General features: G+C 50.9%; 22 protein-coding genes and 1 tRNA gene. 5 read left to right on the top strand and 18 right to left on the bottom strand.

Annotated features, from left to right (window positions below; all coding sequences use genetic code 11):
* Positions 1 to 199: 199 nt before the first annotated feature.
* The 13 genes from OH31_RS11415 to htpG all read right to left on the bottom strand — a co-directional run bounded on the left by OH31_RS11415 (position 200) and on the right by htpG (position 17,051).
* Positions 200 to 276 (bottom strand) — tRNA-Met (locus tag OH31_RS11415).
* Positions 277 to 351: 75 nt separating this feature from the next.
* The gene (msbA, locus tag OH31_RS11410; protein ID WP_024930831.1) at positions 352 to 2,079 is read right to left on the bottom strand and encodes a lipid A export permease/ATP-binding protein MsbA; all 1,728 of its coding nucleotides are present in this window, start codon (positions 2,077 to 2,079) and stop codon (positions 352 to 354) included.
* Positions 2,079 to 2,918 (bottom strand): lysophospholipid acyltransferase family protein, encoded by an 840-nt coding sequence (locus OH31_RS11405; RefSeq protein ID WP_051502174.1) that lies wholly within the window; start codon positions 2,916 to 2,918, stop codon positions 2,079 to 2,081. The genes msbA and OH31_RS11405 overlap by 1 nt, the downstream gene beginning before the upstream one ends.
* A gap of 11 nt (positions 2,919 to 2,929) precedes the next feature.
* Positions 2,930 to 3,871, bottom strand: a complete 942-nt coding sequence (locus tag OH31_RS11400) for a glycosyltransferase family 9 protein (protein WP_158497431.1) — start codon at positions 3,869 to 3,871, stop codon at positions 2,930 to 2,932.
* Positions 3,864 to 4,910 carry a glycosyltransferase gene (locus OH31_RS11395; RefSeq protein WP_024930828.1) on the bottom strand — a complete coding sequence of 349 codons (1,047 nt, stop codon included), beginning with the start codon at positions 4,908 to 4,910 and terminating at the stop codon, positions 3,864 to 3,866. The genes OH31_RS11400 and OH31_RS11395 overlap by 8 nt, the downstream gene beginning before the upstream one ends.
* Complete coding sequence (locus OH31_RS11390) at positions 4,903 to 6,015, bottom strand: glycosyltransferase family 9 protein (RefSeq protein WP_024930827.1); 1,113 nt, start codon at positions 6,013 to 6,015, stop codon at positions 4,903 to 4,905. The genes OH31_RS11395 and OH31_RS11390 overlap by 8 nt, the downstream gene beginning before the upstream one ends.
* The gene (locus OH31_RS11385) at positions 5,999 to 7,261 is read right to left on the bottom strand and encodes an O-antigen ligase (protein WP_024930826.1); all 1,263 of its coding nucleotides are present in this window, start codon (positions 7,259 to 7,261) and stop codon (positions 5,999 to 6,001) included. The genes OH31_RS11390 and OH31_RS11385 overlap by 17 nt, the downstream gene beginning before the upstream one ends.
* A 2-nt stretch (positions 7,262 to 7,263) precedes the next feature.
* Complete coding sequence (locus OH31_RS11380) at positions 7,264 to 8,388, bottom strand: glycosyltransferase family 4 protein (RefSeq protein ID WP_024930825.1); 1,125 nt, start codon at positions 8,386 to 8,388, stop codon at positions 7,264 to 7,266.
* A 16-nt stretch (positions 8,389 to 8,404) separates the two neighbouring features.
* Complete coding sequence (locus OH31_RS11375) at positions 8,405 to 9,337, bottom strand: mitochondrial fission ELM1 family protein (protein ID WP_242402268.1); 933 nt, start codon at positions 9,335 to 9,337, stop codon at positions 8,405 to 8,407.
* Between the two features lie 183 nt (positions 9,338 to 9,520).
* Complete coding sequence (locus OH31_RS11370) at positions 9,521 to 10,273, bottom strand: DUF4197 domain-containing protein (RefSeq protein WP_024930823.1); 753 nt, start codon at positions 10,271 to 10,273, stop codon at positions 9,521 to 9,523.
* 94 nt (positions 10,274 to 10,367) lie between these two features.
* Positions 10,368 to 12,869, bottom strand: coding sequence for a glycogen/starch/alpha-glucan phosphorylase (locus OH31_RS11365; protein WP_024930822.1), 2,502 nt, complete (start codon positions 12,867 to 12,869; stop codon positions 10,368 to 10,370).
* A gap of 157 nt (positions 12,870 to 13,026) precedes the next feature.
* The gene (locus tag OH31_RS11360; protein ID WP_024930821.1) at positions 13,027 to 14,277 is read right to left on the bottom strand and encodes an OmpP1/FadL family transporter; all 1,251 of its coding nucleotides are present in this window, start codon (positions 14,275 to 14,277) and stop codon (positions 13,027 to 13,029) included.
* An 860-nt stretch (positions 14,278 to 15,137) separates the two neighbouring features.
* Positions 15,138 to 17,051: a molecular chaperone HtpG gene (htpG, locus tag OH31_RS11350; RefSeq protein ID WP_024930819.1), complete on the bottom strand. Its 1,914-nt coding sequence runs from the start codon at positions 17,049 to 17,051 to the stop codon at positions 15,138 to 15,140.
* Here htpG and OH31_RS15025 point away from each other — a divergent pair.
* Positions 17,050 to 17,274 (top strand): hypothetical protein, encoded by a 225-nt coding sequence (locus tag OH31_RS15025; protein ID WP_148296208.1) that lies wholly within the window; start codon positions 17,050 to 17,052, stop codon positions 17,272 to 17,274. The genes htpG and OH31_RS15025 overlap by 2 nt on opposite strands.
* A 46-nt stretch (positions 17,275 to 17,320) precedes the next feature.
* The gene (locus OH31_RS11345; RefSeq protein WP_024930818.1) at positions 17,321 to 17,953 is read left to right on the top strand and encodes a hypothetical protein; all 633 of its coding nucleotides are present in this window, start codon (positions 17,321 to 17,323) and stop codon (positions 17,951 to 17,953) included.
* Between the two features lie 724 nt (positions 17,954 to 18,677).
* Here the strand turns inward: OH31_RS11345 and OH31_RS11340 are convergent.
* Complete coding sequence (locus OH31_RS11340) at positions 18,678 to 19,364, bottom strand: hypothetical protein (protein WP_024930817.1); 687 nt, start codon at positions 19,362 to 19,364, stop codon at positions 18,678 to 18,680.
* A 165-nt stretch (positions 19,365 to 19,529) separates the two neighbouring features.
* Here OH31_RS11340 and OH31_RS14475 point away from each other — a divergent pair, with 165 nt between their 5' ends.
* Entirely contained in the window at positions 19,530 to 19,802 is a 273-nt protein-coding gene (locus tag OH31_RS14475) for a hypothetical protein (RefSeq protein ID WP_024930816.1), read from the top strand.
* A gap of 18 nt (positions 19,803 to 19,820) precedes the next feature.
* Positions 19,821 to 21,299 (top strand): exopolyphosphatase, encoded by a 1,479-nt coding sequence (gene ppx, locus OH31_RS11330; RefSeq protein ID WP_024930815.1) that lies wholly within the window; start codon positions 19,821 to 19,823, stop codon positions 21,297 to 21,299.
* A 63-nt stretch (positions 21,300 to 21,362) separates the two neighbouring features.
* Here ppx and OH31_RS11325 read toward each other — a convergent pair whose 3' ends face one another.
* Positions 21,363 to 21,608: a hypothetical protein gene (locus OH31_RS11325; protein WP_019883105.1), complete on the bottom strand. Its 246-nt coding sequence runs from the start codon at positions 21,606 to 21,608 to the stop codon at positions 21,363 to 21,365.
* A 38-nt stretch (positions 21,609 to 21,646) separates the two neighbouring features.
* The gene (locus tag OH31_RS11320; RefSeq protein WP_019883106.1) at positions 21,647 to 22,267 is read right to left on the bottom strand and encodes a ParA family protein; all 621 of its coding nucleotides are present in this window, start codon (positions 22,265 to 22,267) and stop codon (positions 21,647 to 21,649) included.
* 143 nt (positions 22,268 to 22,410) lie between these two features.
* On the opposite strand from OH31_RS11320, the gene OH31_RS11315 reads away from it, so the two are divergent.
* Positions 22,411 to 22,911 (top strand): hypothetical protein, encoded by a 501-nt coding sequence (locus tag OH31_RS11315; protein ID WP_024930814.1) that lies wholly within the window; start codon positions 22,411 to 22,413, stop codon positions 22,909 to 22,911.
* A gap of 64 nt (positions 22,912 to 22,975) precedes the next feature.
* Here the strand turns inward: OH31_RS11315 and OH31_RS11310 are convergent, their stop codons facing one another.
* Together OH31_RS11310 and ppk1 are read right to left on the bottom strand one after the other, a co-directional pair.
* Entirely contained in the window at positions 22,976 to 23,440 is a 465-nt protein-coding gene (locus OH31_RS11310; protein WP_036299138.1) for a histidine phosphatase family protein, read from the bottom strand.
* A gap of 9 nt (positions 23,441 to 23,449) precedes the next feature.
* Complete coding sequence (gene ppk1, locus OH31_RS11305; RefSeq protein WP_024930812.1) at positions 23,450 to 25,492, bottom strand: polyphosphate kinase 1; 2,043 nt, start codon at positions 25,490 to 25,492, stop codon at positions 23,450 to 23,452.
* Positions 25,493 to 25,509 lie beyond the last annotated feature (17 nt).

The raw sequence follows: 25,509 nt of genomic DNA, 5'->3' as shown, positions 1-25,509 counted from the left end.
TATTTTCTGAGTTTCTACGCATTAAATGCGCTTCACTCAACTACAAACACCCACACTTATCAGTCATCCTAATTTTTAAAGAACAGTCAGCTTCCAAGCCGTTTTCGTTACCGTTATTTCGTAACGAGGTGCGCATTATACAGAGGTTTTTCGTTCGGTCAAGCATCAAATTTATTTAATTTCTAAACTCATTTTTGCTTGGTTGCGGGAACAGGATTTGAACCTGTGACCTTCGGGTTATGAGCCCGACGAGCTGCCAGACTGCTCCATCCCGCGTCCGAATCGACTAGTAAAACTTGTGTTGCGTCGAGAGGTGAGACTATAGCAAACTTACAAAAACAGTGTCAACAGTTATTTGCTAAATATATTGTAGAGCGAGGCATATTTGCCGCCAGACTGCATCAATTGTTCATGCACGCCCTCTTCAACGATTTGACCTTGGTCCATCACAATAATTCGACTGGCGTGCTGTATGGTGCTCAGGCGGTGGGCAATCATGATAGTGGTCTTGCCTAACATAAGCTGGTTGAGCGCAGCTTGCACTTTATGCTCGGACTCGTTATCCAGCGCTGAAGTCGCCTCATCGAGAATGAGGATAGGGGCATTCTTGAGCATGGCACGTGCAATCGACAGGCGTTGGCGCTGGCCACCTGACAAACGCAGGCCGCGGTCGCCGATATGCGTATCCAGCTGTTGCGGCAATTTTTCGATGAATTCCCAGGCATGGGCAGCTTTGGCAGCGGCAATCACTTCTGCTTTAGATAAGCCGCGCAAGCTACCATAAGCGATATTGTTATATATAGTGTCATTAAACAGCACGGTCTCCTGGCTCACCAGTGCAAACTGCTGGCGCAAATACGGCAACCCCAGTTGCTGAATCTTGATGCCATTGATGGTAATGCTGCCTTGCTGTACCTCATGAAAGCGTGGCAACAGATGCACCAGCGTAGATTTGCCGCCACCAGACATGCCTACCAGCGCAATACTTTCGCCTGCCTGAATAGTCAAGTTAAGGTTTTTCAATGCCGCATGCTGACCATAAGGATACTTAAAAGCGACATTGTGGAATTGAATCTCTTTAACAGGCTGCTCTAGCGCTAACTCACCCTGATTTATTTCGGTCGGCGTATCCAGCACGACAAACACGCTCTGGCAGGCAGTCACTGCAATTTGCACATCCTCATTCACAGAAGCAATCGCCTTCACCGGCCCGATGAGCATAAGCAAGGCGCCAATAAAGGCGGCAAATTCACCGGCGGTGAATTGCCCGGCAGAATAATAAATCACCATCCCCAGCGCAATCGCCGCCAGCATTTCAACAAACATGCTATTGAGCCCAGAGATGCGCCCCAGCCTGACCATCATCTGCCGATTAGTGGCTACAATGCGGCTAAACCGCTGGTATTCATAAGCTTCACCATTGAATACCTTGACGACACGTTGACCACTGGCGGCTTCTTCAATCACTTGCGTCATGTCAGACATACTCGCCTGCACCTGCTTGCCAGAGTTACGTAACTTGGGCGTCATTTTTTTCAGGTAGCGGGTAATGACAGGCGCTAGCATCAAGAAGACCAGCGTGAGTTTCCAATCCAGGTAGAGCATATAAGCCACAATACCGAGAATCGTCAGGCTATCGCGAATGGATGAAATAATGACTTTGGTAACGGCACTATATAGTTGCTCGCAATCAAAGGTCATTTTAGTGGTGATATTGGCAATGGCATGCTGGTCAAAGAAACTGGCAGGCAGTTTAAGCATATGGTCAAACACATGATTGCGTACATCTTCAATCACACGCCGTCCGACAATACGCACCAGGTAATTAGAACCAAAACCGGCCAATGCCCGCACAAACAGCAGGCCGCAGAGCATGGCGGCCAGGTAGATGCGCGAACTGTTTTCTGCATGATCAGCAAAACCTTCGTCAGTCACATGTTTAATAGTACTCAGAAAACCGGTATTACTGGCAGAGAGGATGACCAGGCAACACAGTGCTGCGGCAAAGGTCAGCCAATAGGGCTTGATATAGACCATGAGCCTGCTCAGGTATGTGTAAGTGCTTTGCGTATTATTCATTATGGTTGTTTATACCTGTCATAGCTCCACATATATTGCAGCGGGAATTGGGTGACCAATGTCTCTAACACCTGGTTAAGTTTGGTCGGTGAAGAAACCGCTTCGGGACTCACCGCTTTTAAATGTAAATCGTAGCCCTGCCCATCCGCGAGCCTTTCCGCCACCACCACAATCACGCGCGTATCGACGCGACTCAATAATTGGCTGACCAGGGTCATGGTGTACATGGGTTTACCAAAAAAACCTACCCACTCACCCTGCCCCTTGCTGGCGATCTGATCGGGCAAAATCCCTACGGCCTGATTGGCGTACAAAGCTTTCAGCATTTGCCTGACACCTTTCAGGTTGGCGGGCGCCAGTCTCACCGCGCCTTTTTGGCGCCCGGCTTGCATAAACGCACGCACCCATGATTGTCGGGAATCGCGATTAAGTACGGTGATCGGCTGCATGCTGGCGTAATAAATAGAGGTAATCTCAAAGCAGCCAATATGCGGCGTCAAAAACAGGATACCTTTGCCATGCGCCATGGCTTCGTCCAGGCAGGCCTTGCCATATACATGACGCACCCATTGCAATACCTGTGCTTGTGAACGCGACCAAATGGCTAAAGATTCAAGGATAAATTTGCCCATCTCTCGCTGATTCTGGCGTACCGCCTGTTGCAAGGCCTGCTCAGAAGGGAACAGGCCACTTTGCCTGAGGTTGCTGATTAACAGTTGGTTTTGTTTAGTCGCGACGACATAAAACAAACGGCCCAGACAAGCACCCAGACGGTGTATCCACTTTAAGGATAACCGGTCCAGCAGGCTACAAATGACTTTTAAAAGAGACTGAGTCATGCGGGCATCAATCATCCCGCCGAAACCAGCAACGACTGCAATTTGGCCACCACAGATTGCACCGTGATGCCCAGAATATCCTGCCGCGGATCTTGAATCACGCCGGCCCGCGGTGACCATGGCCGGTAGCGCACGGGTGAGCCCGGGCCGAACAGCGTGAGTGTAGTCAAACCTGCAGCCGCAGCCATATGGCCAAGACCGGAGTCATTGCCGAGATAAAAATGACATAGCCTCAACAACGCATACGATTGTGGCAACGTCAAACCACCGCAGGCGTTATACACAGGTAATTCGGCCTGCGCGATAAATTGCGCTGCAAGCGCCTGGTCAGCGTTACCACCTAATAGCACTACGCCATCAAAATCTGCCTTGAGTGCATTAGCCACGGCCGCATAGCATTCCACCGGCCAGATCTTTCCTGAAAAATTGGCACCGGGGCCGATCGCAAGCCAGCGACCGTTGAGAGGAAACTGGGTAGCGACGACTTGAGCATCCTGCTCACTTGCCCACAACTCAGCATTAGGCAGGCAATGACCGACCAGTGTGCGCACGGCCAATAAATGCTTTTCTACCGAGTGCATATGCAACGTGCTTGCATTGGGATACTTCTTGAGTCGCCGCCTCGCTCGCAGTAAATAAACCAGAAAATCCGTGCGTAAATCCACAACGATGTCGTAACGCGTTTTCCGCAAGGCGGTAATCAATTGCAGATAACCACGCCAGCCACTTTGCTTGTTGCGCACAAACAATTGTCCAATATAAGGACAAGGCGCAAACAAGGCTGAAGAACGAGGATCACAGACCAGGTCTATGCATGCATCCGGGTACTGCGCATGCAGGGCGGCCAGGACGGGGGTGGTCATCACGGCGTCACCAATATTAGAGAGCGTAATCACAAGGATGCGCCTAGTCGTGGCCGTGGCGGTCATCGTTGATGGACGGGGATCACGCATGCACCAACCCCAAAGCGTGCAGTGCGGCCTGCAATTGCTGTTGCAACTGCGGTGGAGAAAAATAGCGCGCATATAAGGTATGCGCGGCCTGGCCTTGCTCACGCGCACAATGTGACCATTGCAACACCGCTTCTGATAATGCCTGTGGATTGGCTGCTTCAATTTGCCATAAGCCATGCTGCTTACTGATGTCTGCTGGATACGCAGCGCTGGCACGCGTGATCACTGGCCGCCCGCACGCCAATGCTTGAAATACCTTATTAGGCATCACCTGTGCAGCCTTTTCCGAATCACCAAACACCCCCAGCACAATATCTGCCTGCGCAATGCGCTGCGGCAACTGGCTGTAAGGCACGCTAGCCTCAAAATACACATTATCCAAACCGACGGCCTGCTGTTGAGCGCTGGCCCTGGCAGGCCCGTCACCCAGCAACACCCAGCGGATATGCGTATGCTGGCGCGTCAATCTTGCGGCTTCTATGACGGTTTGCACCCCATGCAAGGCAATAAAGCTGCCATAAAACAACACCTCAATTGCCGCCGGGGAGCGTTCGGCTGCAATAGGCGTAAACAAGGGTTGCTCGGCGCCCACATAGACGCAGACGGTTTTTGCAGCGGACAGCTTGAATCGCTGCATAAACATCCGCCGCTGCGGTTCGGTATCCAGCAAGACCATGTCTGCAGAGTGCAGCCATTGGCTTTCGCGGTTAAGCAAGCGACGTGCTGCCAGGCCATCCGTCCTTACTTTTTGCCGTTCATACACCTGCTTCTGCCAGGCGCTAATTAAAGGGTCGAACAACAACGGGATATTTTTTTTACGCGCCCAACGCGCAGCGGCGGCCACATCGCGGTGCCGAAAACAAGGCACCCACACTAGGTCTGCGCTGAGGCCTTTCAACTGGGCCTCAATATCTGCCAAGGCACTGATGCGCGGTGAAAAATCAATCAGTTGATAACCCAACGCTTGCAGCAACTGTCTGCAAATGCGGTTACGCGAATAATCCAGGTCTGAACGACCCCACCAAATCACTTTAGGCATGCTTAGGTTCTGCCAAACAAGGAACCAAGCGCTGCGGGGTGAATTGCTGCATGCAGCTATGGTGGCTACATTGCTTGGCGTAACAGTTCTTGCATGACACATCCAGTTGTAGCGCAAGCACTTGCTGCCCCAGTGGCTTCACGCGTAACGGGTTGGTCGGGCCACAAATCACGGTCATCGGCGTGCTGGTCGCTGCCGCCAAATGGGCGGTGCCAGTATCATTGGCAACAATGGCAACCGCCTGCGCACAGATGACCGGCACCTCAAGCAAACTGGTTTGCCCACATAGGTTCACCACGTGCTGTGGATGTTGGCTGGCAATGGCCAGGCACTCCTCAGCCTCATCACGCCCGCCGAGTAAGACCACACGCATGCCCTGCTGAACATAATGCGCGACCAAATCAGCATAATGTTTAGCACCCCAGCGCTTGGTCTGACCACTGGCATGGCTGCCGCATAAAAAAACCACAAACGATTTGTGCTGCAACGCATGCCCTGCCAACAGTTGCCCGGCAGACGCGACTGACGACGGTGGAGTATGCAACTTGGGCGCAGGTGTGCCCAAAGGGATACCCCCACAAAGCAAGGTTTGCTGCATGATTTGGAAACCGTGTGCCTGTGGCAGGCGCTGCCGCTGGCGTATGGTGTAAGGAAAACGCGGGTGATTACCCAATAACAAGGCTGGCGCCTTACCCATCAGCCTGAGCATGGTCAGTAAGCTTCGGCTTTTATCGTTGGTTTGCAAATCGATAATTAGGTCATACTGCATCGCAGCCACTTCAGCCAGCCATTGCCGGTAGGCACGCCAGCGACCCGACTGTTGCTGCAGGTTGACGCACCAGACCCGGCTAAACCTTGGATCATGTGTAAACAGCGATTGCCAGGCAGGCATGGTATTCAGGTGCAACTCCGCTTGCGGAAACGCTAGCCGGATATCTTCCATGATGGCGGTACTGATGACGATATCGCCCATACCACCCCATTTGATAATGAGGATGCGCTTGATGGCCGGGTCACGCGGCAAGTCGCGCACGATGGTGTGATCCAGTGTTGCGCCAAAACAATCAGCATCCCGGTATTGCATCAGTTTAACTTGCGCGGTCATTGTTGCTACGCTCCAGACTGGCGATAAAAGCGCAAGCCAGCAACATCAGTACCGGAAACCACCAGGGCACCAGCATGGGTTGGGTAGTATTGACTGGGAAGTAAATCACCATTAATGGCAAGGCGTAAGGCCAGGCCTGGTGTTGATCAGTGACTGTTGCCTGCCTGAACCAGCGGACACATAACCCCACAATCGCCACCAACCCCAAACCGCCAACCAATCCGGTTTCCGCCAGCCATTCGACATAGATGTTATGGCTATGTGTACGATTGAACACGAAACGGTCACCTGGCCGACTGGCATATTGTGCATACGCTCGCTTATAGTTATTGCTGCCGATGCCGGTGAGCGGTTCGGCCCGCCACATATGCAACCCGGTCTCCCACAAGTTGAGGCGATAAGTCAATGTGTGATTAAACCGGTCAAAGATAGTCTGCTCTGACGCAACCACTGACTGCGTTGCCTCCAGTTTTACTTTCGCTAACTGCGGATTGAGCAGGCTAGAGAGCATGGCAACCAGCAATGGTACTAACAATACCGCCAGCCAGACCTTCCAGCCAGGCTGGCGACGCCACAAACCCAATAGCAACATCAGCACATAGATATAAAGATAACCGCGTGCACCAGACAGTACAATGACCACACCAGCGCCTAATAGCATCCCCCAGGCCAGCCAGCCATATTTAGGCTGCAAGTGATAGAAAATCAACGGCAGCACGGCCAGCATCAAGATACCCTGATGCAAATCGCTAAACATGCCCGTTATGCGGCCCTCCGGCGTTTTAGGCATACCCAGTACATCCATCCCAAACAGGTATTGAATAGCACTATCCAGTATCCACAGGGCAATGACCCAACTCAGCCAGCGCGCAAGTAATTGCCTGACCATAGCCTGCTGCAATAGCATAACCAAGGCAAGGCCTGCCAGATACATCAGGCTAAACCAGGCAATAGCCGCTAATGTGGCTTTGACATCAAACGCATGCAGTAATGATAGCCACATAGGTAGCCATAGCAACAGAAACACCGCTGTCCAGCGGCACACTGCGCGCTGCTTGCGTAAATCTGAGAACCTCGCCAGCAACAATCCCGCACCAACAATAGCCAGTAACAAAGTAGGCAACCTTGCACCGCCAGAAAAAGGGCTCCAGGCGATGATCATCACAGCCAGCAATAAGCAAATGTGTGCTAAAGCCTGCGGTATGGCGAGGGGCTTATCCTGATGTAAAGACGCAATGGCATGCATGGTCAACTCCCTTGTCCGGCATCGGCCATCACATCGTGATAAACCGCCAGTGTTTTCTGTTGCATCACCTGTAATGAAAATTGCCTATTTGGCTGCACTGTTGGCGGATGCGCAAGCCAGCTCAGTGTCAGCATGGCGACTTCAGCCACATTGCCAACCGGCACCGCCCCTTCTGGCAATAGCGCTGCCAACTGCTCGGCCACGCCACCATGCTGGTAGCCAATCACCGGCACGCCCAAACTCAATGCTTCCACTGTCGTGCGCCCAAAGGCCTCTGGCTCGGTAGATAAAGAGTAAACAATCTTGGATATGGCCATGATCTGTTTCACATCCTGGCGGTAGCCGGTCAAGGTGACACACTCAGACAATCCAGCTGCGTGTATCTTCTGCTGCAAACAGGCGGCAAAGGCCTGTTTATCAGCAGCCACCTCGCCCACCAGCAAAGCGTGTACATCCTGATGTTGCTGGCAAACAATGCGCAACATATCGACAAAGTCTGCAGCGCCTTTCCAGCGTGAGACCCTGGCGGGCAACACCAGCAAGCGCTTGCCACGCGTCTGCGGATATTCGGCAAACCATTCTTGTTGCCAGTTCAGATCTGGCGTACAGCCTGGCGTGTATTGCGCGGTATCCACCCCGCGGTAAATCAGCTGCAATTTGCGTGCATCTACTTGGTATTCCCGCTGCGCATACGCCTGTATCGTTTTAGAAATGACAATCACCCGTTCACCACAGGTCATGATGCGGCTATACCAGCCGGGGCGATAATAACCATGCACCGTCGTCACCAGGTGCGGCCGTTGCTCAGAGGGCATGCCTTTCCAGGCCAGATACACGACCCACGCCGGAAAGCGCGAACGCACGTGCACAATATCCACTTGTTCACGCCGCCATAGTGCACGCAATTTAGGAATCAATAAAAAAGTCAGCAGCGATTTGCGCCCGATGGGAAAGGTAAAATGCGTACTGCCTGCGGCCTCCAGCTCAGCTACCATGCGCCCGCCCGCCGACATCACCAGCGAGCGGTGACCTTGCGAAACCAGATGCGCAGCGACCTCCAAGGTGCCACGCTCTACCCCGCCCGATTGCAAGGCAGGTAATACTTGTAAAACCGTCAGTGTACGCAAAACAGGAGTTCAACCACTAGCTTAATCGTGATACCAGGCGACGCCTTGTAGAAGTGCTGTTGAAATAAGCCAGCAAGGCATCACTGCAACGGCTGGCTTCATTAAAACCGAGCACTGGTCGCATATATTGGCGATACAAACCATAAGGGTCATATCTGGTGACCAGTTGGCGGTCGACTAATTTTTCGATGCCACGGCTAACGCGGCCGCTGTTTTTTGCAGAGAGGCTAATCAGCCCTACCGCCACTTGTGCCGTAAGCGCTTCATATACCATGGAGACAGAATCTTCAGTCACCCAGGCGGTAGAGACGCGTGCCAATGTGGTCTGCACCCAGTCTTTGCCGGTATCAGCAATCGGGATAATCGTCAGGTTGGTCAACCTGACGCGCTGCATGGCAGAAACAAAGCTGGCTGGCGTGCGTCTGGAGGTGGTCAGGACGAAATTGACTTCGGTATGCTTGCGGACCAAGTCATAGACTTGCGCGATCACACCCAGCTCATCCCAGTGGAAATGCTTGCTGGGCCCGCCTATCATAATCAAAACGTCACTACTCTCTTTGGCGGCAGTGCTGGGCTGAATATGATTGATGACACCACGCGTTTCGATAAAACTGGAGAAACCGCGGTACTGGTCGTGTTCCGGGATCAAACAGACATCGAACAATTCGGCAGGGAGGCTGGGTTGCATCATGCACACCGTTTGTCCGCCATAAGCGCGCTTGGCAGCCAGCATATGTCCGTGCGTGGCATGGCCAGCACCAATAATCATATCCGGTTTGGGCAAGTGTTTACCGGCGGGCCACACACCTGCAGCCAGATATAACCAGCCTGCGCCACCGCGGCCTATGGGTACATCGACGACGTGAACTGGTAAACGCTGCTGCATGGCATTGACCAGGCCTAAAGACTGATGCTCATGACCGGGCTTGCCGTCTAACAGACGCCACACTACTAGGGCATTGCTTGAATCCAGAGAATTGTTTGAACGATTTTGACTGATCATGGGCACCACCTGCATATGCCGTGCAGGTTAGAGGTACATCATGACAAAAGGATTAAAATAAAAAGAAGGAATTATGTCGATGCACCCGCGACATAGCGCGAGTGCAATATATAAACTTATGAAAATCAGCTACTTAGCCGCGCCGAATACCTTTTTGAGCAGGCTACTGGCCTGGCCCATCGGGTCCTGACGAATCGCCGCCTCTTCTTTGGCAATCATCAGGTAAACACCGTCGAGTGCTTTTTGCGTGACATATTGATTGATGTTGGCATCTTCTTTTTTAATCACGCCAAACTTGCTGCCCATCTCGGCATATTTATTATAGGTATCGGCCAATTGCACATTGGCGGTGGCTTTTTGCACGATGGGCAAGAACTTAGCCGCCATATCTGTCGAAGTCGTTTTCTTGAAATATTGTGTGGCCGCATCTTGCGGGCCAGTAAGGATATTCTTGGCATCTGTCACACTCATTTGCTTGATCGAGTTGACCAATAGCGTTTTAGCTTCAGGCACGGCTTGTTCGGCTGCCCGGTTCATCTTGAGAATCAGTTCATCCGCCTGGCTGCCCATACCGACCAGTCGCATGCCTTTTTCGATTTTCTTTAATGACTCCGGCAATGGGATTTTGACCTCTTTATTCCCCATAAAACCGTCTGTGGCACCTAGCAGGCCCACTGCTTTGCTCACGCCCTGGTTAAGGGCAAGTTTCAGCCCATCGCTGGTTTCCTGTTCGCTCAGATTGCTGACCGCACTATTATTACTGCTACTACTGGTCGAGCTACCGCCGACTTTCTCAACAATATCGCCCAAGCCTTTGAGGTCCAACGCTTGTGCATCTGTGATTAATAAACCGGCCAACAATACCCATGCTGTATTTTTCATGATTACGCTCTTTAACAATTTGAGCTCAGTGTACCCATAAAGCACAAAGCAAGTCCAGATGGACTTGCTTTGTATTGAGGCAAGCAGAAAAAAATCAGGCTTTAAATGGTGAAACTTGCCAAATACGCGCAGCGTAATCGGCAATGGTGCGGTCACTGGAGAATTTCGCCATACGCGCCACATTCAAAATCGCCATGCGTGACCAGGCCTCTTCATCCTGATACAAGGCCGCCACTTTTTCTTGTGTGGTGACATAAGCAGCATAATCCGCCAGTAACAAGTACTGATCCCCTTTGTGCAACAAGGTATCCACAATCGCCTGGTAACGGCTAGGCTCTTCTACCGAGAAGAAGCCATTACCTATCATGTCTATGACTTGTTTCAGTTCATGGTTGCCATGGTAATAATCCCATGGGTTGTAGTTGCTGGCTTTCAGTTGCGCAACTTCTGGCGTGGTCAGGCCAAAAATAAAGATATTCTCGTCGCCCACTTCTTCCATAATCTCAACGTTGGCACCATCCAGCGTACCGATGGTCAGCGCGCCATTGAGCGCCATTTTCATATTACCAGTGCCGCTGGCCTCAGTGCCTGCGGTTGAAATTTGCTCAGACAAATCAGCCCCCGGAAACAGGATCTCCGCTGCGCTCACCTCATAATTAGGGTAGAACACAACTTTGAGCTGATCATTGACTGCTGGGTCATTATTAATCATCACCGCCACATCGTTAATCAAACGGATGATCTGCTTGGCCAGCCAGTAGCCAGGCGCTGCTTTACCGGCAAAAATCACCACACGCGGCGTATGCTGGCTCACCTGCCCGCTGCGGATACGGTTATACAAGGTGATCACGTGCAGCACATTCAGCAATTGGCGCTTGTATTCATGAATACGCTTGATTTGCACATCGAACAGCGCATTGGTACTAATGGCAATGCCTGTTTTTTGCAGGATTTTGTCGGCCAGGCGCTGCTTGTTGGCTTTTTTCACCTCACGGAAGGCTTTTCTAAACGCAGCATTATCGGCAAACGGCTCGATCTTTTTAATCAGGCTCAGGTCTTTCTGAAAGCCAGTGCCGATATGTTTGGTTAACAAATTGGTCAATAATGGATTAGCCTGGTTTAGCCAGCGACGTGGCGTAATGCCATTGGTCACATTGGTAAACTTGCCCGGATAGATTTTATTAAAATCGGCAAACAAGGTAGTTTTTAACAACTCGCTATGCAACTCGGCTACCCCGTTCACAGTATGGCTGCCGACAATCGCCAGGTGCGCCATACGCACGCGGCGGCCATGCGTCTCATCAATAATGGAGACACGTTGCAGCAAGGCAGTATCGCCCGGGAAGTGCTGATTGACCATTTGCAGGAACTGATGATTAATTTCGTAAATAATCTCCAGGTGGCGTGGCAATAACTGCGCGAACAAATCTACCGACCAGGTTTCCAGCGCCTCCGGCATCAGCGTATGGTTGGTGTACGCAAACATTTTGGTGATCAATTTCCAGGCTTTGTCCCATGGCAAGTGGTAATGATCAAGCAGTTGATGCATCATTTCAGCAACAGCAATGGCAGGGTGCGTATCGTTGAGCTGAATCGCCACCTTCTCCGGCAGGGTATTCCAGTCAGCGTTGTAGTTAGTAAACCGATGCAGAATATCCTGCGTAGACGCCGAGACAAAAAAGTATTGTTGTTTCAGGCGTAGCGCCTTGCCAGATTCTGACGTGTCATTGGGATACAGCACTTGCGAAATGGTCTCCGCACTATGACGCCCTTCAACCGATTTCTCATAATTACCTTCATTAAAGTATGCCAGGTCAAACTCATTGGTTGCCTTGGCTGACCACAAACGCAGATTGTTCACCGTTTGCGTGCCATAGCCAGGCACCGGCACATCATAGGGCATGGCCACCACAGTTTCATGATCTACCCAGTGATGCTCAATACCGTGTTCGGTATGCACATGCAACACGCGGCCATAAAACTTCACCTCACACGTATGCTCTGGACGCTGCACTTCCCAAATATTCTGGTAGCGCAACCAGTTATCCGGGTTTTCTTTTTGCTGGCCGTTTTCTATGGTTTGCCTGAACATGCCATAGTCATAACGGATACCGTAACCCGTCGCCGGAATATCCATGGTCGCCATGGAGTCGACAAAACACGCCGCCAAACGACCCAGACCACCGTTACCCAAGGCAGCATCAGGCTCCAGTTCGGCCACGCCTTCCAGCCGCTGGCCAATTTCCTGCAAACCATCGCTTAGTTCCGGTGCAATGCCCAAATTAAGTGCGGCATTAGACAGCATGCGACCGATCAAAAACTCAAGTGAGAGGTAATAGACACGCTTGGTATTGGCATCACGATAGGCATCGCGCGTATTCACCCAGCGGCTCATCAAATGGTCACGTACAGTAAAGGCTGCGGTCTGGTACCAATCGCGCGTCGTCGCCCATGAATTGGACTTGCCGATGGAAAAAGTCAGGTGATTACGCAAAGCCTGCGGAATCGGCAGTTGCTCAAGCAAGAACTCATCAACCGCTTGCGCTGTGTCAGATTTATCAGCTTTTTTAGGTGTTTTTTTCACATTGGCAGTCATACATCTTCCCCTGAGGTGTTGATCACAAATTTGCTTTAAATGAGCCAAAAGCAAAAAACAAGCCTACAACAAGAATATGTCAGACATAAAAAAAGCCACGAAATTCATGTTGTGGCTTTTGATTATAACGCCCGAAGATGGCGAAAATAAAAGAGTTTTACAATTTCCAGGTATAGGCAATGCCTAATGCATCCTGATACATCTTCAGGTTGGCCTCACCGCCCCCGAATGCAGCCGGAATCGAGTTGCTGCCATTGACGCTGTTTTCAAAGGCATGCGTATAAGAGAATGACAGTTCGGATTGCGGGCTCAACACCCAGGTCGCGCCGAGTGACACGTGATCTTTCACCACGCCCGGCGCCAGAATATTGAGCAAGGTATCGCCACGGCGGATAGGCTGATCAACATGGTTAAACCCCGCCCGCAGCGTTAAGGCTGGGCTATATTGATACAACGCACCGACTTTATAAACCTTGGCATCTTGCCAGTTAAAACCGGCGCCATTGTCATTACCCAAGCCGTTAAACAAATTCGCCTGTGAGGCATTGCCTACGGCATCCACCTCACTGTAATTAATACGCTGAAAATCTGCCGCCAACGTCAATGCCGGCGTGACCTTCACCGCCACACCAACACCATAAGTAGACGGGATATCAAAGTCACCCTGCTCGGCAAACAAGCCTTTATATTTATCAAACTTGCTCATATAGGTGCGGCTTTGATAAGTCGCCCCCAGCGTGACAGCGTCGGTGATTTCACCCAACCAGCCAATATGGACGCCTGCCCCATACGAATTGTCGTGGCCATTGTTAGTCACACGCCCTGGTGCGGCGCTGAATGTTGCATTATCAAAACCCTGCAGTCCTTTGGCTTCAAAACGCTGGTAAGCCAGGTTTAATGACGCGCCGATAATATGTTTCTCAGAAACCTTCCAGGTTGCCGTTGGCGCCACAAATACCTGAATCAAGTCTACCCCGGCACTGCCCTGGCTTTGAAACAATGGAATACCGTTTTTGTAATCGGTATTCATGCCACCATTGCCATACACACTCACGCCGAGCGTCACATCTTCAGAATATTGCTTGTTGTAACCAAACTCAGGGATTAGAAAATTCTGCGTATCGTTACCTTTGTAGGTGCCATTTGCACCTGGTGAAGGACTACCTTCCAGCTCAGACTCTCGCACCGGCCTAAACCAGGTCGCACCCGCATCAATGCGGTCACCTACTTTGCCCATGCCAGCCGGGTTGGCCGCGGCAGCTAATGCATCCTGCGGCAAGGCAATGCCCACGCCAGCCACGCCCTGTGAGCGCACGCCATAACCGTGTGCAAAATAGCCATCGGTTGCCCAGGCACTGCCAAAAGAAAACGAAACCAGCAGCGGAATAATGTTTGATAAGCAGCGCATAATGACTTCCATACAAATGGTGATGAAATCACTATAGCAAGCCACTTTAATACCAATAAATAATAAAATTGAATATCTTTATAACTATAAAAAATATAAAGCCCGCCAAAGCGGGCTTTATATTTGCTCATCAAATCGGTAGATACCGTTATAAAAGACAAGCTTTTTGATACATATCTTTATCGAAATGCTTATTTGCTTTGAGCACGACTTGCGCAATTGCCACGAGCTTGCACATGATGCGTCAACCACAGGCGATGGGGTGGGTTTCACTTTGACAGTACTACGCAGCCATAGCTTTGCTTGCTCCCCATCGACCACTAGCACCACCAAGTGCACCTCCAATGAATGTACCGACAGCAGTGCCAGGGCCTGGGAAGATTGCGGTACCGATAATTGCACCGATTACAGATCCTCCAAGGCCCGCCGCACCACTTGCTGCGCTCTCGACTGTTCGTTCAATAGCCGCTTCTTTGCTGATCTTGCCCTGCACACATTGAAGAAATGCATAGCTCGATTCAGCAACGACGAATGCAGCAGCTATGGGGGCCGAGCTCTTAAGTGCGCCTTTAGCGACCTCTGCTGCTGACTGTCTTGCCATAACTGAGCCGACTGCGGTTGCGGTTACCTGTACTGCTGAGTTGCCACATTCGCATGCTGCTTTAGGAGCGCATGCAGCCCGCGAAGCGAACTCTCCGAAATCGCCTCTGCAGACGTCTGCCCAGACTGGAACTCTTGCCATAATTTGTCCTATGAAAATTAACCGTCTTAAGTTAAAAATAGAGAACGTTACTTAATTGGTAAAACCGTCTCAAGCCCCCTAATTTAGATGGTTTTTTCATAACGTCTCAGTCAACCAATTACAAAATCATGCTATTCATACGCTTAACAAAACTGGCTGGGTCTTCCAACTGACCGCCTTCGGCCAGCAAGGCCTGATCAAACAACACATGCGCATAATCGGCAAACTTGGCATCGTCAGTTTCCGCGCCCAGCTTTTCCACCAGTCGATGCGTCGGGTTGATTTCAAGCACAGGTTTGCTATCAGGCGCCTTTTGCCCGGCAGCTTTTAAAATACGCGCCAGGTTACCCGACAAATCATGCTCACCGGCCACCAGGCAGGCTGGCGAATCGGTCAGGCGGTGCGTCACTTTGACTTCTTTCACCGTATCACCCAACGCCGCTTTCAGTCGCTCAACCAGGTCTTTGGCGTTTTCTTCCACCTGCTTCTGTGCTTCTTTATCAGCATCATCTTCCAGCTTGCCGAGGTCCAGATCGCCTTTGGCAATCGACTGCAATTTTTTGCCTTCAAACTCAGTCAGGCTACCCAGCAACCATTCATCTACCTTGTCCGACATCAGCAACACTTCAATGCCTTTTTTACGGAAGATTTCCAGGTGCGGTGAGTTTTTGGCGGCAGCAAACGTATCAGCCGTGATGTAGTAAATCGCCTCTTGCTCAGGCTTCATGCGGCCAATGTAATCTGTCAGCGACACGTTTTGCGTCTCCGTGTCCGCATGCGTAGAGGCAAAGCGCAACAAACCGGCGATTTTGTCTTTATTGGCAAAATCTTCGCCCGGACCTTCTTTCAGCACACGGCCAAACTCGTCCCAGAACTTGGCATAGTCTTCCGGTTTGTTTTCAGCCACATCTTCCAGCAAACTCAATACTTTTTTCACTGAGCCATTTTTAATTGCTTCCACATCGCGGCTGTCTTGCAAAATTTCGCGCGACACATTCAACGGCAAATCGGCAGAGTCAATCACGCCGCGTACAAAACGCAGGTATTGCGGCATGAGTTTTTCTGCGTCTTCAAGGATAAATACACGCTTCACATACAACTTGATGCCCTGGCGGCGATCACGGTCATACAAGTCAAACGGCGCTTTACCCGGCACATACAGCAATGAAATATACTCTTGCTTGCCCTCTACGCGGCTATGCGTATACGCGAGTGGATTTTCGTAATCATGCGAGACGTGTTTGTAAAATTCGTTATATTCCTCTTCAGTGATGTCGCTTTTGCTACGCGCCCACAACGCCGAGGCCTTGTTAATGGTTTCGTCTTCATCGGTCGCCACCATCTGGCCGCCTTCACCATTCTCGCCATCTTGCCATTCGGATTTTTTCATCACGATAGGCAAGGTAATATGGTCTGAATACTTACGGACAATGGTTTTCAGTTTCCAGTCATTGAGGAACTCATCTTCACCTTCGCGCAGATGCAAAATAACTTCAGTGCCGCGACCGGCTTTTTCCGTCGTTTCAATCGTGAAATCACCTTCACCACCCGACTCCCACTTGATCGCCTCGCTTTCACCGGCACGGCGCGTAATCAGTGTCACTTTGTCCGCAATGATAAAGCTTGAATAAAAGCCTACACCGAACTGGCCAATCAGGTTGGCATCTTTGGCCTGGTCACCGGTCAGGTTCTGAAAGAATTCTTTGGTGCCCGATTTAGCAATGGTACCAATATTGTTAATCACCTCTTCGCGGCGCATACCGATGCCATTATCGGCAATGGTCAACGTGCGTGCGTCTTTATCAAAGGCGATATTAATCTTTAACTCGCTGTCATTTTCATACAGGCTGCCGTTAGAAATCGCTTCAAAACGCAACTTATCAGCGGCATCAGAAGCGTTGGAAATCAACTCGCGCAACACGATCTCTTTGTTGCTATACAGCGAGTGAATCATCAATTGCAGTAATTGTTTGACCTCGGCCTGAAAGCCCATGGTCTGTTTAGATTGCGATTCTGCTGTCGCAGTAGTCATGACAATTTCTCCAAAAAACAGGGTTAAACACAAAAATTTACGTTTAGATGGGGAAATAAAAACCGTTTTTCAAGAGGGGAATTGTGAAAGCTGCGTCATCAGCCAGCCAATCCATTATTTAAGTCCTGAATCAGCCGCTTGCGTCTGGCAGACAGTCATTAAAATCCATGCTTTTTCAGGCATTCGAGATGCATTTATTTGCATGCTTTTTGCTAGGGATTGATTAAAGCAGCATTCTTTGTTCAAAGACCCGGTCAGGAGAGCAATGTATGAATCTCTTTCACACCTTAATCGAGCAAATGCAGGTCATGAAACTGCCCTTATATGCAGTCACCCTGACCGCCGTCCCGCGTGCAGATACGCCTTTGCTACTCATGTTGCATTGGCATGGTTTTCGCAAACAGCCCACACCCGCCCTGCCCATGCTCCAACCCATCCTGCAGCCAGTCCCAGGCTCCGCCTTGCAGATCAATGACCGTTGGCGGCAGCCTGAAGTGGTCGAAGAAGCCGTACTCGACGCCGCCTGGCAATTAGGTGCGTGGGACGTACAACGCGAAGAACACCGCGCCTGCACCTATGTCGGCGCCAGTGAACATGAAGCCCTCGCCTGCAAACAGGCGTTTGGCAAATATGACGAAGAACTCGAAAGTGAGTTACTGGTGAGCGAAGCACCCGACCGTGACGAAATGTTGCAGTTGGGTGCCAAAGTCGGGTACATCCACTGGCAATTCCGGCCAGTCAATGGCGGTGTTTGGCAATCGACGGCAGAAGATGACACTTTGCTGGAAGATGGACGGCGTATCCCGCCCTGCCCGATTCGGCCATTGGCACTAAAAGGGGGCAAATTGAGTAAGACGGCGTTTAGATTGGGGCAGATTAATCGGATTATTTTGTTGAAGTAGATTTTGATCGGTGGATTGAAGCGTTGGTCATTATTAGGAAAGTTTTCTTTCGCCTTGATAGCGAGTTACTTTTTTTGCTTGCCCCAAAAAAGTAACCAAAAAGAGGGCACCCAGCCATCACGGCCTGCGGCTCCCTTGCGTTGCTCAACAAAATAAGCGGTCACGAAACTCACCCTAGTGGACTGCACACTACGCAAGCTGCCGCGGTGCTCAAACAGTCGCTCCCTTCTCCCTTGTTTTGTCTCCGCTACTCAGCGTGATGGAATGGGAGTTATCTCGTCAAACTGACATCGTAGCAATTTGAAAAGTTAGAAAACCAAATTCATTTTTTACAATCACCTACCGCGGCGCTCATTGGGTGTTCGGGGCCCCCATCTGCCGCGCCGAGCAACGCAGGCTTGGCGGGAGTATTCGGCCATCGGCTGTCCGAGTTCCGCAGTGGCTTGCGTTTTGTGCAAGCCACCAGGGCGAGTTTCGATGGACGCCCGACAATCCGAGTAGCACAGGAGTCAAGCGGAGGCTGGGGTGTCTTGTTCTTTGCCTTCTTTCTTATGGACAAGCATAAGAAAGAATGGTCGCCGAGAGGCGAAATAGATCAATCATAGAATAGCCTTCGCTTTGTGCAAGCAAAGAAAAGTAACTCGCCGAAAAGGCGAAAAGAAATCTCCTCTACACGCACAAACCTAAAGAATTACCTTCTACTCTAAATCCATAAAACCAACCCCTATGGTGTCCACCTAACCCCAATAGACAACCACTGCGTCCGACTATCCCCATTCACCTGCTGCCCTACCGTGCCATCAATCTGAAACACCTCCGGCACCAGCGAGTAACGCAAGCCCATTTGGTAGAAGGGATTTTGCGTATGGTCACCAAACACTTCAGCCACGCCTTTGAAGTTTCCACCCAATCTAAACTCGGAGCCGACACCCATATTAACTTTGTTACGATCTTCCTGCCGGTCGCGCAGCATGCCGACGTTGACATGCACAATCACGTCGTCATCACGCAGTGAAAGAGAGACCGGGATATAGAAGTAAGTATTACCGAGCTGGTTGGGCCCAGGCTGAATATCCGGATGCATGACGCGTCCAGCAGCAAAGCCGATACCCCAGCCATTGGTTTCCAGCGGTTTAAATAGCGTCTTGAATTGAGCAACCCAGTCTTCAGTATGGTAGTTGTCGTCATTGTTACGATAGCTGCCACCACCCAGGGTAATTTCAAAATTCTCACCGAGATTGCAGGCGGGCAGTGCCCATAACTCTTGCCCGCCCTGATAGCTGCGCATCCAGCTTTCGAGCTGGCAACCATGGGCATTGGTCAAACGGGCATCATCGGTCACCAGCGGGCGGGCGGCATGCGCACACTGGGCGATCAAAAGTGAAAGTATCAGGAAAAATAAGCTACGCATGGAGGGTGTCTAGGGTATATTGAGTGTTGTTTTATCTTATTTTTGTCGCATGACGGTTTGATGAAATCAACCATACACATGCGGTTTCATTTTCATATTAGTTTCACTGGCCTCTGCCAACATAACAATTTATACTGTTTGCAGCAATTGTCTGGGGAGGCAAGCATGGCGAATATTGAGGTGATTGAAACCAGTCCGAACTCGTTTTCTGTCACCGTACATGGATCGCACATCACCACGCATCAAGTCAGTGTCAAACCTGATTATGCAGGTCAGTTGCTCGATGCCACGCACAACGCTTCCGAGCTGGTGGCGGCCTCTTTCCAGTTCTTGCTCGACCGTGAATCCAATACCAGTATTTTGCGAAGCTTTGATTTAAGCGTGATTGAACGCTATTTTCCAGAATACCCCAAGGCCATTAACCGCTACCTAAAGTAACCTACCCCGTATTATCGCATGCTAAATATTACTCAAGATACCCAACTCGCTGCCGTGGATTTGGGTTCCAACAGTTTTCGTCTCGAAATCGGGCGCGTCGTTGATGGCCAGATTTTGCGCGTCGACTACTTAAAAGAAGCCGTGCGCCAAGGCGGTGACCTGGATGAAGACCGTAACCTGAAACCGCAGGCGTTTGAGCGCGGACTGAAGTGCCTGGCGCGCTTTGGCGAGCGCCTGAAAGGGTTTCCACCTGAGCACGTACGTGCCGTCGCCACGCAAACCTTGCGTGAGGCAGCCAACAGCGAAGAGTTTATCAGGCAGGCACAAAAAGTACTCGGCTATCCGATCGAGATTATTTCAGGCGTGGAAGAAGCGCGCCTGATTTATCAAGGCGTGAGCCGTATGTTGCCGCAATCAGATGAAAAGCGGCTGGTGGTGGATATCGGTGGACGCTCGACCGAGTTTATCCTCGGTCAGCATTTCAAGGCCAATGTCACGGAGTCTTTACGCTTAGGCTCTGTTGGCTGGTCGCAAAAGTATTTTACCGATGGCCAGTTTAGCGAGCGTAACTTTGAACGCGCGGAAATTGCTGCCGAATCCATTATCGACATGATTGCCAGCCGTTACGTCAGCCAATCCGAAGTGGCGTATGGCGCCTCTGGCACGGTAGGCGCAGTAGCGGATGTATTGGCTGGTGCCGGGTTTGCCACAGATCGCATTGAGCGTGCACAACTGGACTGGCTGAAACAAATACTGATCAAGGCCAAATCCGCCGACCGCCTCAATATGGAAGGCCTTAAGGATGACAGACGTGCCGTGATTGGTGGCGGGCTGGCAGTCTTGACCGCTGTATTTGATACGCTAAAAATTGATACGCTGATGGTGGCTAATGGCGCCCTGCGTCATGGTGTGCTGTACGATATGCTGAGCTCAGACAATGCCACCGAAGATTTGCGCACGGCATCGATTGTGCGGCTATGCAAACGCTTTGGCGTCGAGATGGATCACGCCAACAATGTGAGCAAACTGGCTTTGTATTTTTATGGTGCCATGCAGGCCTGCGATAGCCAAAAATCGCTATTACACTGGGCGGCGCTATGCCATGAAGTTGGCTGGGCTATTTCGCATACGGATTGCAACAAACACGGCGCGTATATTCTGGATAACACCGAACTGATGGGGTTCGCTCAAAGTGAACTGCATACCATCAGTCTGCTCGTGCTCGGGCACCAGGGTAAATTACGCAAACTAGCCGCAGACTTTGATAACCAGGACCTGGTCTGTCAGTTGATGGCATTACGGTTAGCGGTGATTTTCTGCCACTCGCGCCGACTGCCAGCACTCAAACACTTGCAACTGGAACGGCATAAACAGCAATTTATACTGGCACTGTCATCACAATGGGCCAGCCAGCACCCGCAAACGCACTACCTGCTGGAAGAAGAATGCTTGTTATGGCAAAAACTGGGCTGGCAGCTGGAAATCCGGCACAGCTAAATCAAAATGGCCAAATAAAAAAACGGGCACTTATGCCCGTTTTTTTATTGCGTTGATTGCGACTCAGTCTTTCTTCTTCTTATCGCGTTTTTCGTCTTCTTCGCGCAGTTTGACGACTTTATCGCGCCACTCTTGCAATTGCTCATCTTCGATTTCCAGCTGCAAAGCCAGCGCTTCTTCCTGGCTCAATTTTTCCTTGATAAATCGCTTAGGCAACTTGCCGCCCATGCGAGACAAAATACGCTCAGCCTCGTCCGCGTTCAATTGTTTCACTTTATCCAGATACACTGGATTCACCTTGTCTTTCATAGCACTCCCTTTGATTCCCTGTTTGTCACAGGCTCGCTTTAACTGTTTTGCAAAATCCAATCTGTGACCGGATTCCACTGCGCAATGTCGACCTCTTTCAAGCTGTTCGACAATTCAAAAATACTTAAGCCTTCCTCTGCTGCCGTCACATAAATTTGCGATGAGCGCAGCATGGAAAGCACGGCAAAGCCTGATTCATCCATAAATGCCAGCAGGCGCTCGGCTGAACGTGTGCGTGGCATCACGCGCATGCCGACCAGACCAACAAAGGTCTTATGCTTGCGCACGGCTTTCTCTTCGGCCAGCAACTCTAAAAAGTCTTGCGTGGCGCCTATATCAAACGCGGATGGCGCGATGGGCACCAACACCAGATCGGCTTCGGTCACGGCATCAGAAATCTTTTTATCCCGCAGCCCGCCCGGCGAATCAGTAATGACCCAGTCGGCCTTCTGCAAGGCAGACTTCCCCAGATCTTCGGCATTAAATACTGTCGCGACATGAGAGGGGCGACGCGCCAACCAGTCGGCGGAGGATTGCTGCCGGTCAATATCTTCCAGCACGATTTTGTGCCCCAGTTGCGCCAGATAGCCAGCAAGATTGGTGGCCAGAGTGGTTTTGCCGCAACCGCCTTTGGTATTTGCCACCAATACCCTGCGCATCTCATACTCCCCGATTAAAGGTGTTGCATTTTGTCATGAAAAACAGCCTCTATAACACCATATTAATATGAAATATTTATGACAATTGACGTCAACAAAAAACGGTATAAACTGTTTTCACAATATCAATTCAGGAGAAACACATGGCCAGCAAACCAGTCGCCAAACCCTTGAGCGCTAACAAACCAGCTACAGCCAAAGCAGCAAGCCCAGCCAAGCCAGTCGCCACTAAAGCAGTTGCGACAACACCTGCCGCTGCAAAACCAACAACAGCTGTAAAACCGGCAACAGCCAAACCTGCGGTCAAACCAATTGCAAAAGCAGTCGCAAAAACAGCGGTAGCTGCAAAAAAAGTGACACCCGCTTCTGCGATTAAAGTCGTGAATAAAACGGCGACAGCCGTTGAAAAAGATAAACCTAAAGCCAGCAAGGTCAAAATGGAGCGCGACAGCTTCACCATGCCTAAAGAAGAGTACGCGCAAATCGCTGCATTGAAAAAACGCCTGGAAGCCCTGGCCAAACCAGCGAAGAAAAGCGAGCTATTAAGAGCCGGGCTTAAGTTATTATCGGCCATGGACGACGCCACCTTAAAAGCCACCCTGGCAGCTGTGCCGACGATTAAAACTGGCAGACCAAAGAAATAGCCTCCCGCCATGTATCTGGCTTAAGCTAGCCAGATCACAGCACTTAGACTATTCAATCAAATGGCTATTCAATCAAATCGGGGCTTTGCACACTATATAGTTTGTAGGGTGGCCCCGATTTTGGCAGCCGTAACCACCATACAGCGCCTTTTTTAATACTGATCTGCCCGTCCGGCATGCCCAGGCTCTGCGCGGCCAGCTCGCCTATCCAGGGTTGGTGGCCGACCAGCATCACGGTCTCGAATGGGCTTTGCGCCAGCAACTGTAATAAAGGTTCCAACGGCCTTTCGGGCGCCAGCCGACTATCTTCCTGCCAATCATCACCCCAATAAGCCACGGTTTCACGCGTACGCACAGCAGGACTCACCAGCACATAGGTCTGCTTTGGCAAATATTTCTTGAGCCAGCCGGCCATTTGTTTGGCCTGTTTATGCCCTTTTTTGGTCAAGGCGCGCTCAAGGTCAGAGGCGCCATGCAATAACACTTCGGCTTCGGCATGACGCCATAAAATCAAATTTTTCACTGTCATCACGTGGCACTACATGGAATGATATTGTTGCAATAACAGGTTCTGACAAGACAGCGGCTCGGCATCCAGCGCTTGTTGTGCGACTGGCACGTATTGGCCTTTTTCTGTCAATTGCCAGGCATCCTTATTATCTTGCAGGTAAAGCTGCAGGCTTTCCTGATAAATGCGGCTTTGCATGGCCGAATCTTTAATGGGCCAGGCAAGCTCTACCCGCCGCATCATATTACGGCTCATCCAGTCCGCACTGGATAACCACATCTGCACTTGCCCATCCAGCTCAAAATAAAATACACGTGAATGCTCTAGCAAACGCCCGACGATAGAACGCACGCGGATACGGCCTTTCACGGCCGGTGAGTCCACCGGCAATATGCAGGCACCGCGCACAATCAAATCAATCTCAACACCAGCGCTGGCGGCTTTCATTAAGGCGGCGACCAGCGGCACATCCGTCAAGGCGTTCATTTTGGCAATCACCCTGGCCGGTTTGCCTTGCTTGGCCAGACGCTGTGCTTTCTCCAGCTGTTTGATCATGCTGTTTTGCAGGGTAAATGGTGCTACCAGTAAATGCTTCAGGGCCGGAATCGGCAACTCGCTGGTCAGGTGACGGAACACCGTTTCCATTTCGCGTGTCAGGTTAGCATCAGCGGTTAACATGCTCCAGTCTGTGTATAAACGTGTCGTTTTTGGATTGTAGTTGCCGGTAGAAAGATGACCATAACGATGAATGCTTTTGCCTTCACGACGCATGATCAACAACATCTTGGCATGGGTTTTTAACCCGACGACGCCATACACCACTTGCGCACCAACCGACTCCAAGGCTTCGGCCCAGTTAATGTTTGCTTCCTCATCAAAGCGCGCTTTGAGCTCCACCACCACCAGCACTTCTTTACCGCGACGCACCGCCTCCTGCAGCAAACGCAACATGCGTGGATCTGCACCTGTGCGGTAAATCGTCATGCGGATGGCTAATACCTGATCGTCTTTGACCGCTTCTTCCAGTAGCTGGATGACAACTTCAAAGCTCTCGTATGGCTGGTGAATCAGCAGATCTTTTTCACGCATCTGCGCCAGCAAAGAGGTATTGCGTTTGATATGTCGCGGCCAGTGCGGCTGGAAAGGCACGAACTTGAGGTGATCGCCCTTGGCCATATCTGGCAACTGGATCAAACGCCCCAGATTGACTGGCCCGTTGACGCGGTAAAGGGCGAGCGGCGGCAAATTAAACTGCTTAAGCAAAAACTCGGCAAGCCTGTCATCACACTCCTGCGTGACTTCCAGGCGCACCGCTTCACCATATTGGCGATGTGCAAGCTCTTCACGCAAGGCCGTGCGCAAGTTGATCACATCATCCTCATCCACCTCGAGATCACTATTACGCGTCACACGGAACTGGGAGAAATGCAGGATACTGGCGCCTTGAAACAACACCTCCAGATTGGCGCGGATAATACTGGTCAACGACACAAAGCATTGCTCGCCTTTGCTGATAGACGGCGGCAATTGCAACAGCCGGGGCACCACACGCGGCACACGTACAATGGCAATTTTTTCCTCATCGTCGACGGCAATGCGCACAATGAAATTCAGCGACTTATTGGCCACCTGCGGAAAAGGATGCGACGGATCCAGCGATACTGGCATCAAGAATGGCAGCACTTCACGTTTGAAGTAGTTAGAAACCCAGGTGGTTTGCTCCGGCGTACGCACTCCGCCAGACACCAGGTGCACACTTTCTTTCGCCAGGGCGGGCATCAGTGCATCATTAAACAACTGATATTGTTGTGCCACCAGCGCCTGTGCCATGGTGGCGACTTGCTCGCAGGTAGAGGCAGATACCGGGCCACTGGTCACGCCTTGCTGGTACGCCTCCATCTGCAATGGCATGCGCACTTCAAAGAACTCATCGAGGTTGTTAGAAACGATACATAAAAAGCGCAAACGCTCGAGTAAGGGATAGTCCTCTCGTTGCGCCAAAGACAGTACACGGGCATTAAAACTGAGAATGCTAAGATCTCTGTCAAGCAGAGCGGGCGTGGTGTTTTTCATGGCGATTATTGTATCCA

The organism is Methylophilus sp. OH31, assembly GCF_000576615.1.
GTDB lineage: Bacteria > Pseudomonadota > Gammaproteobacteria > Burkholderiales > Methylophilaceae > Methylophilus.
The sequence above is the reverse complement of the archived record's forward strand: the minus strand, read 5'-3'. Positions and strand labels throughout refer to the sequence as shown.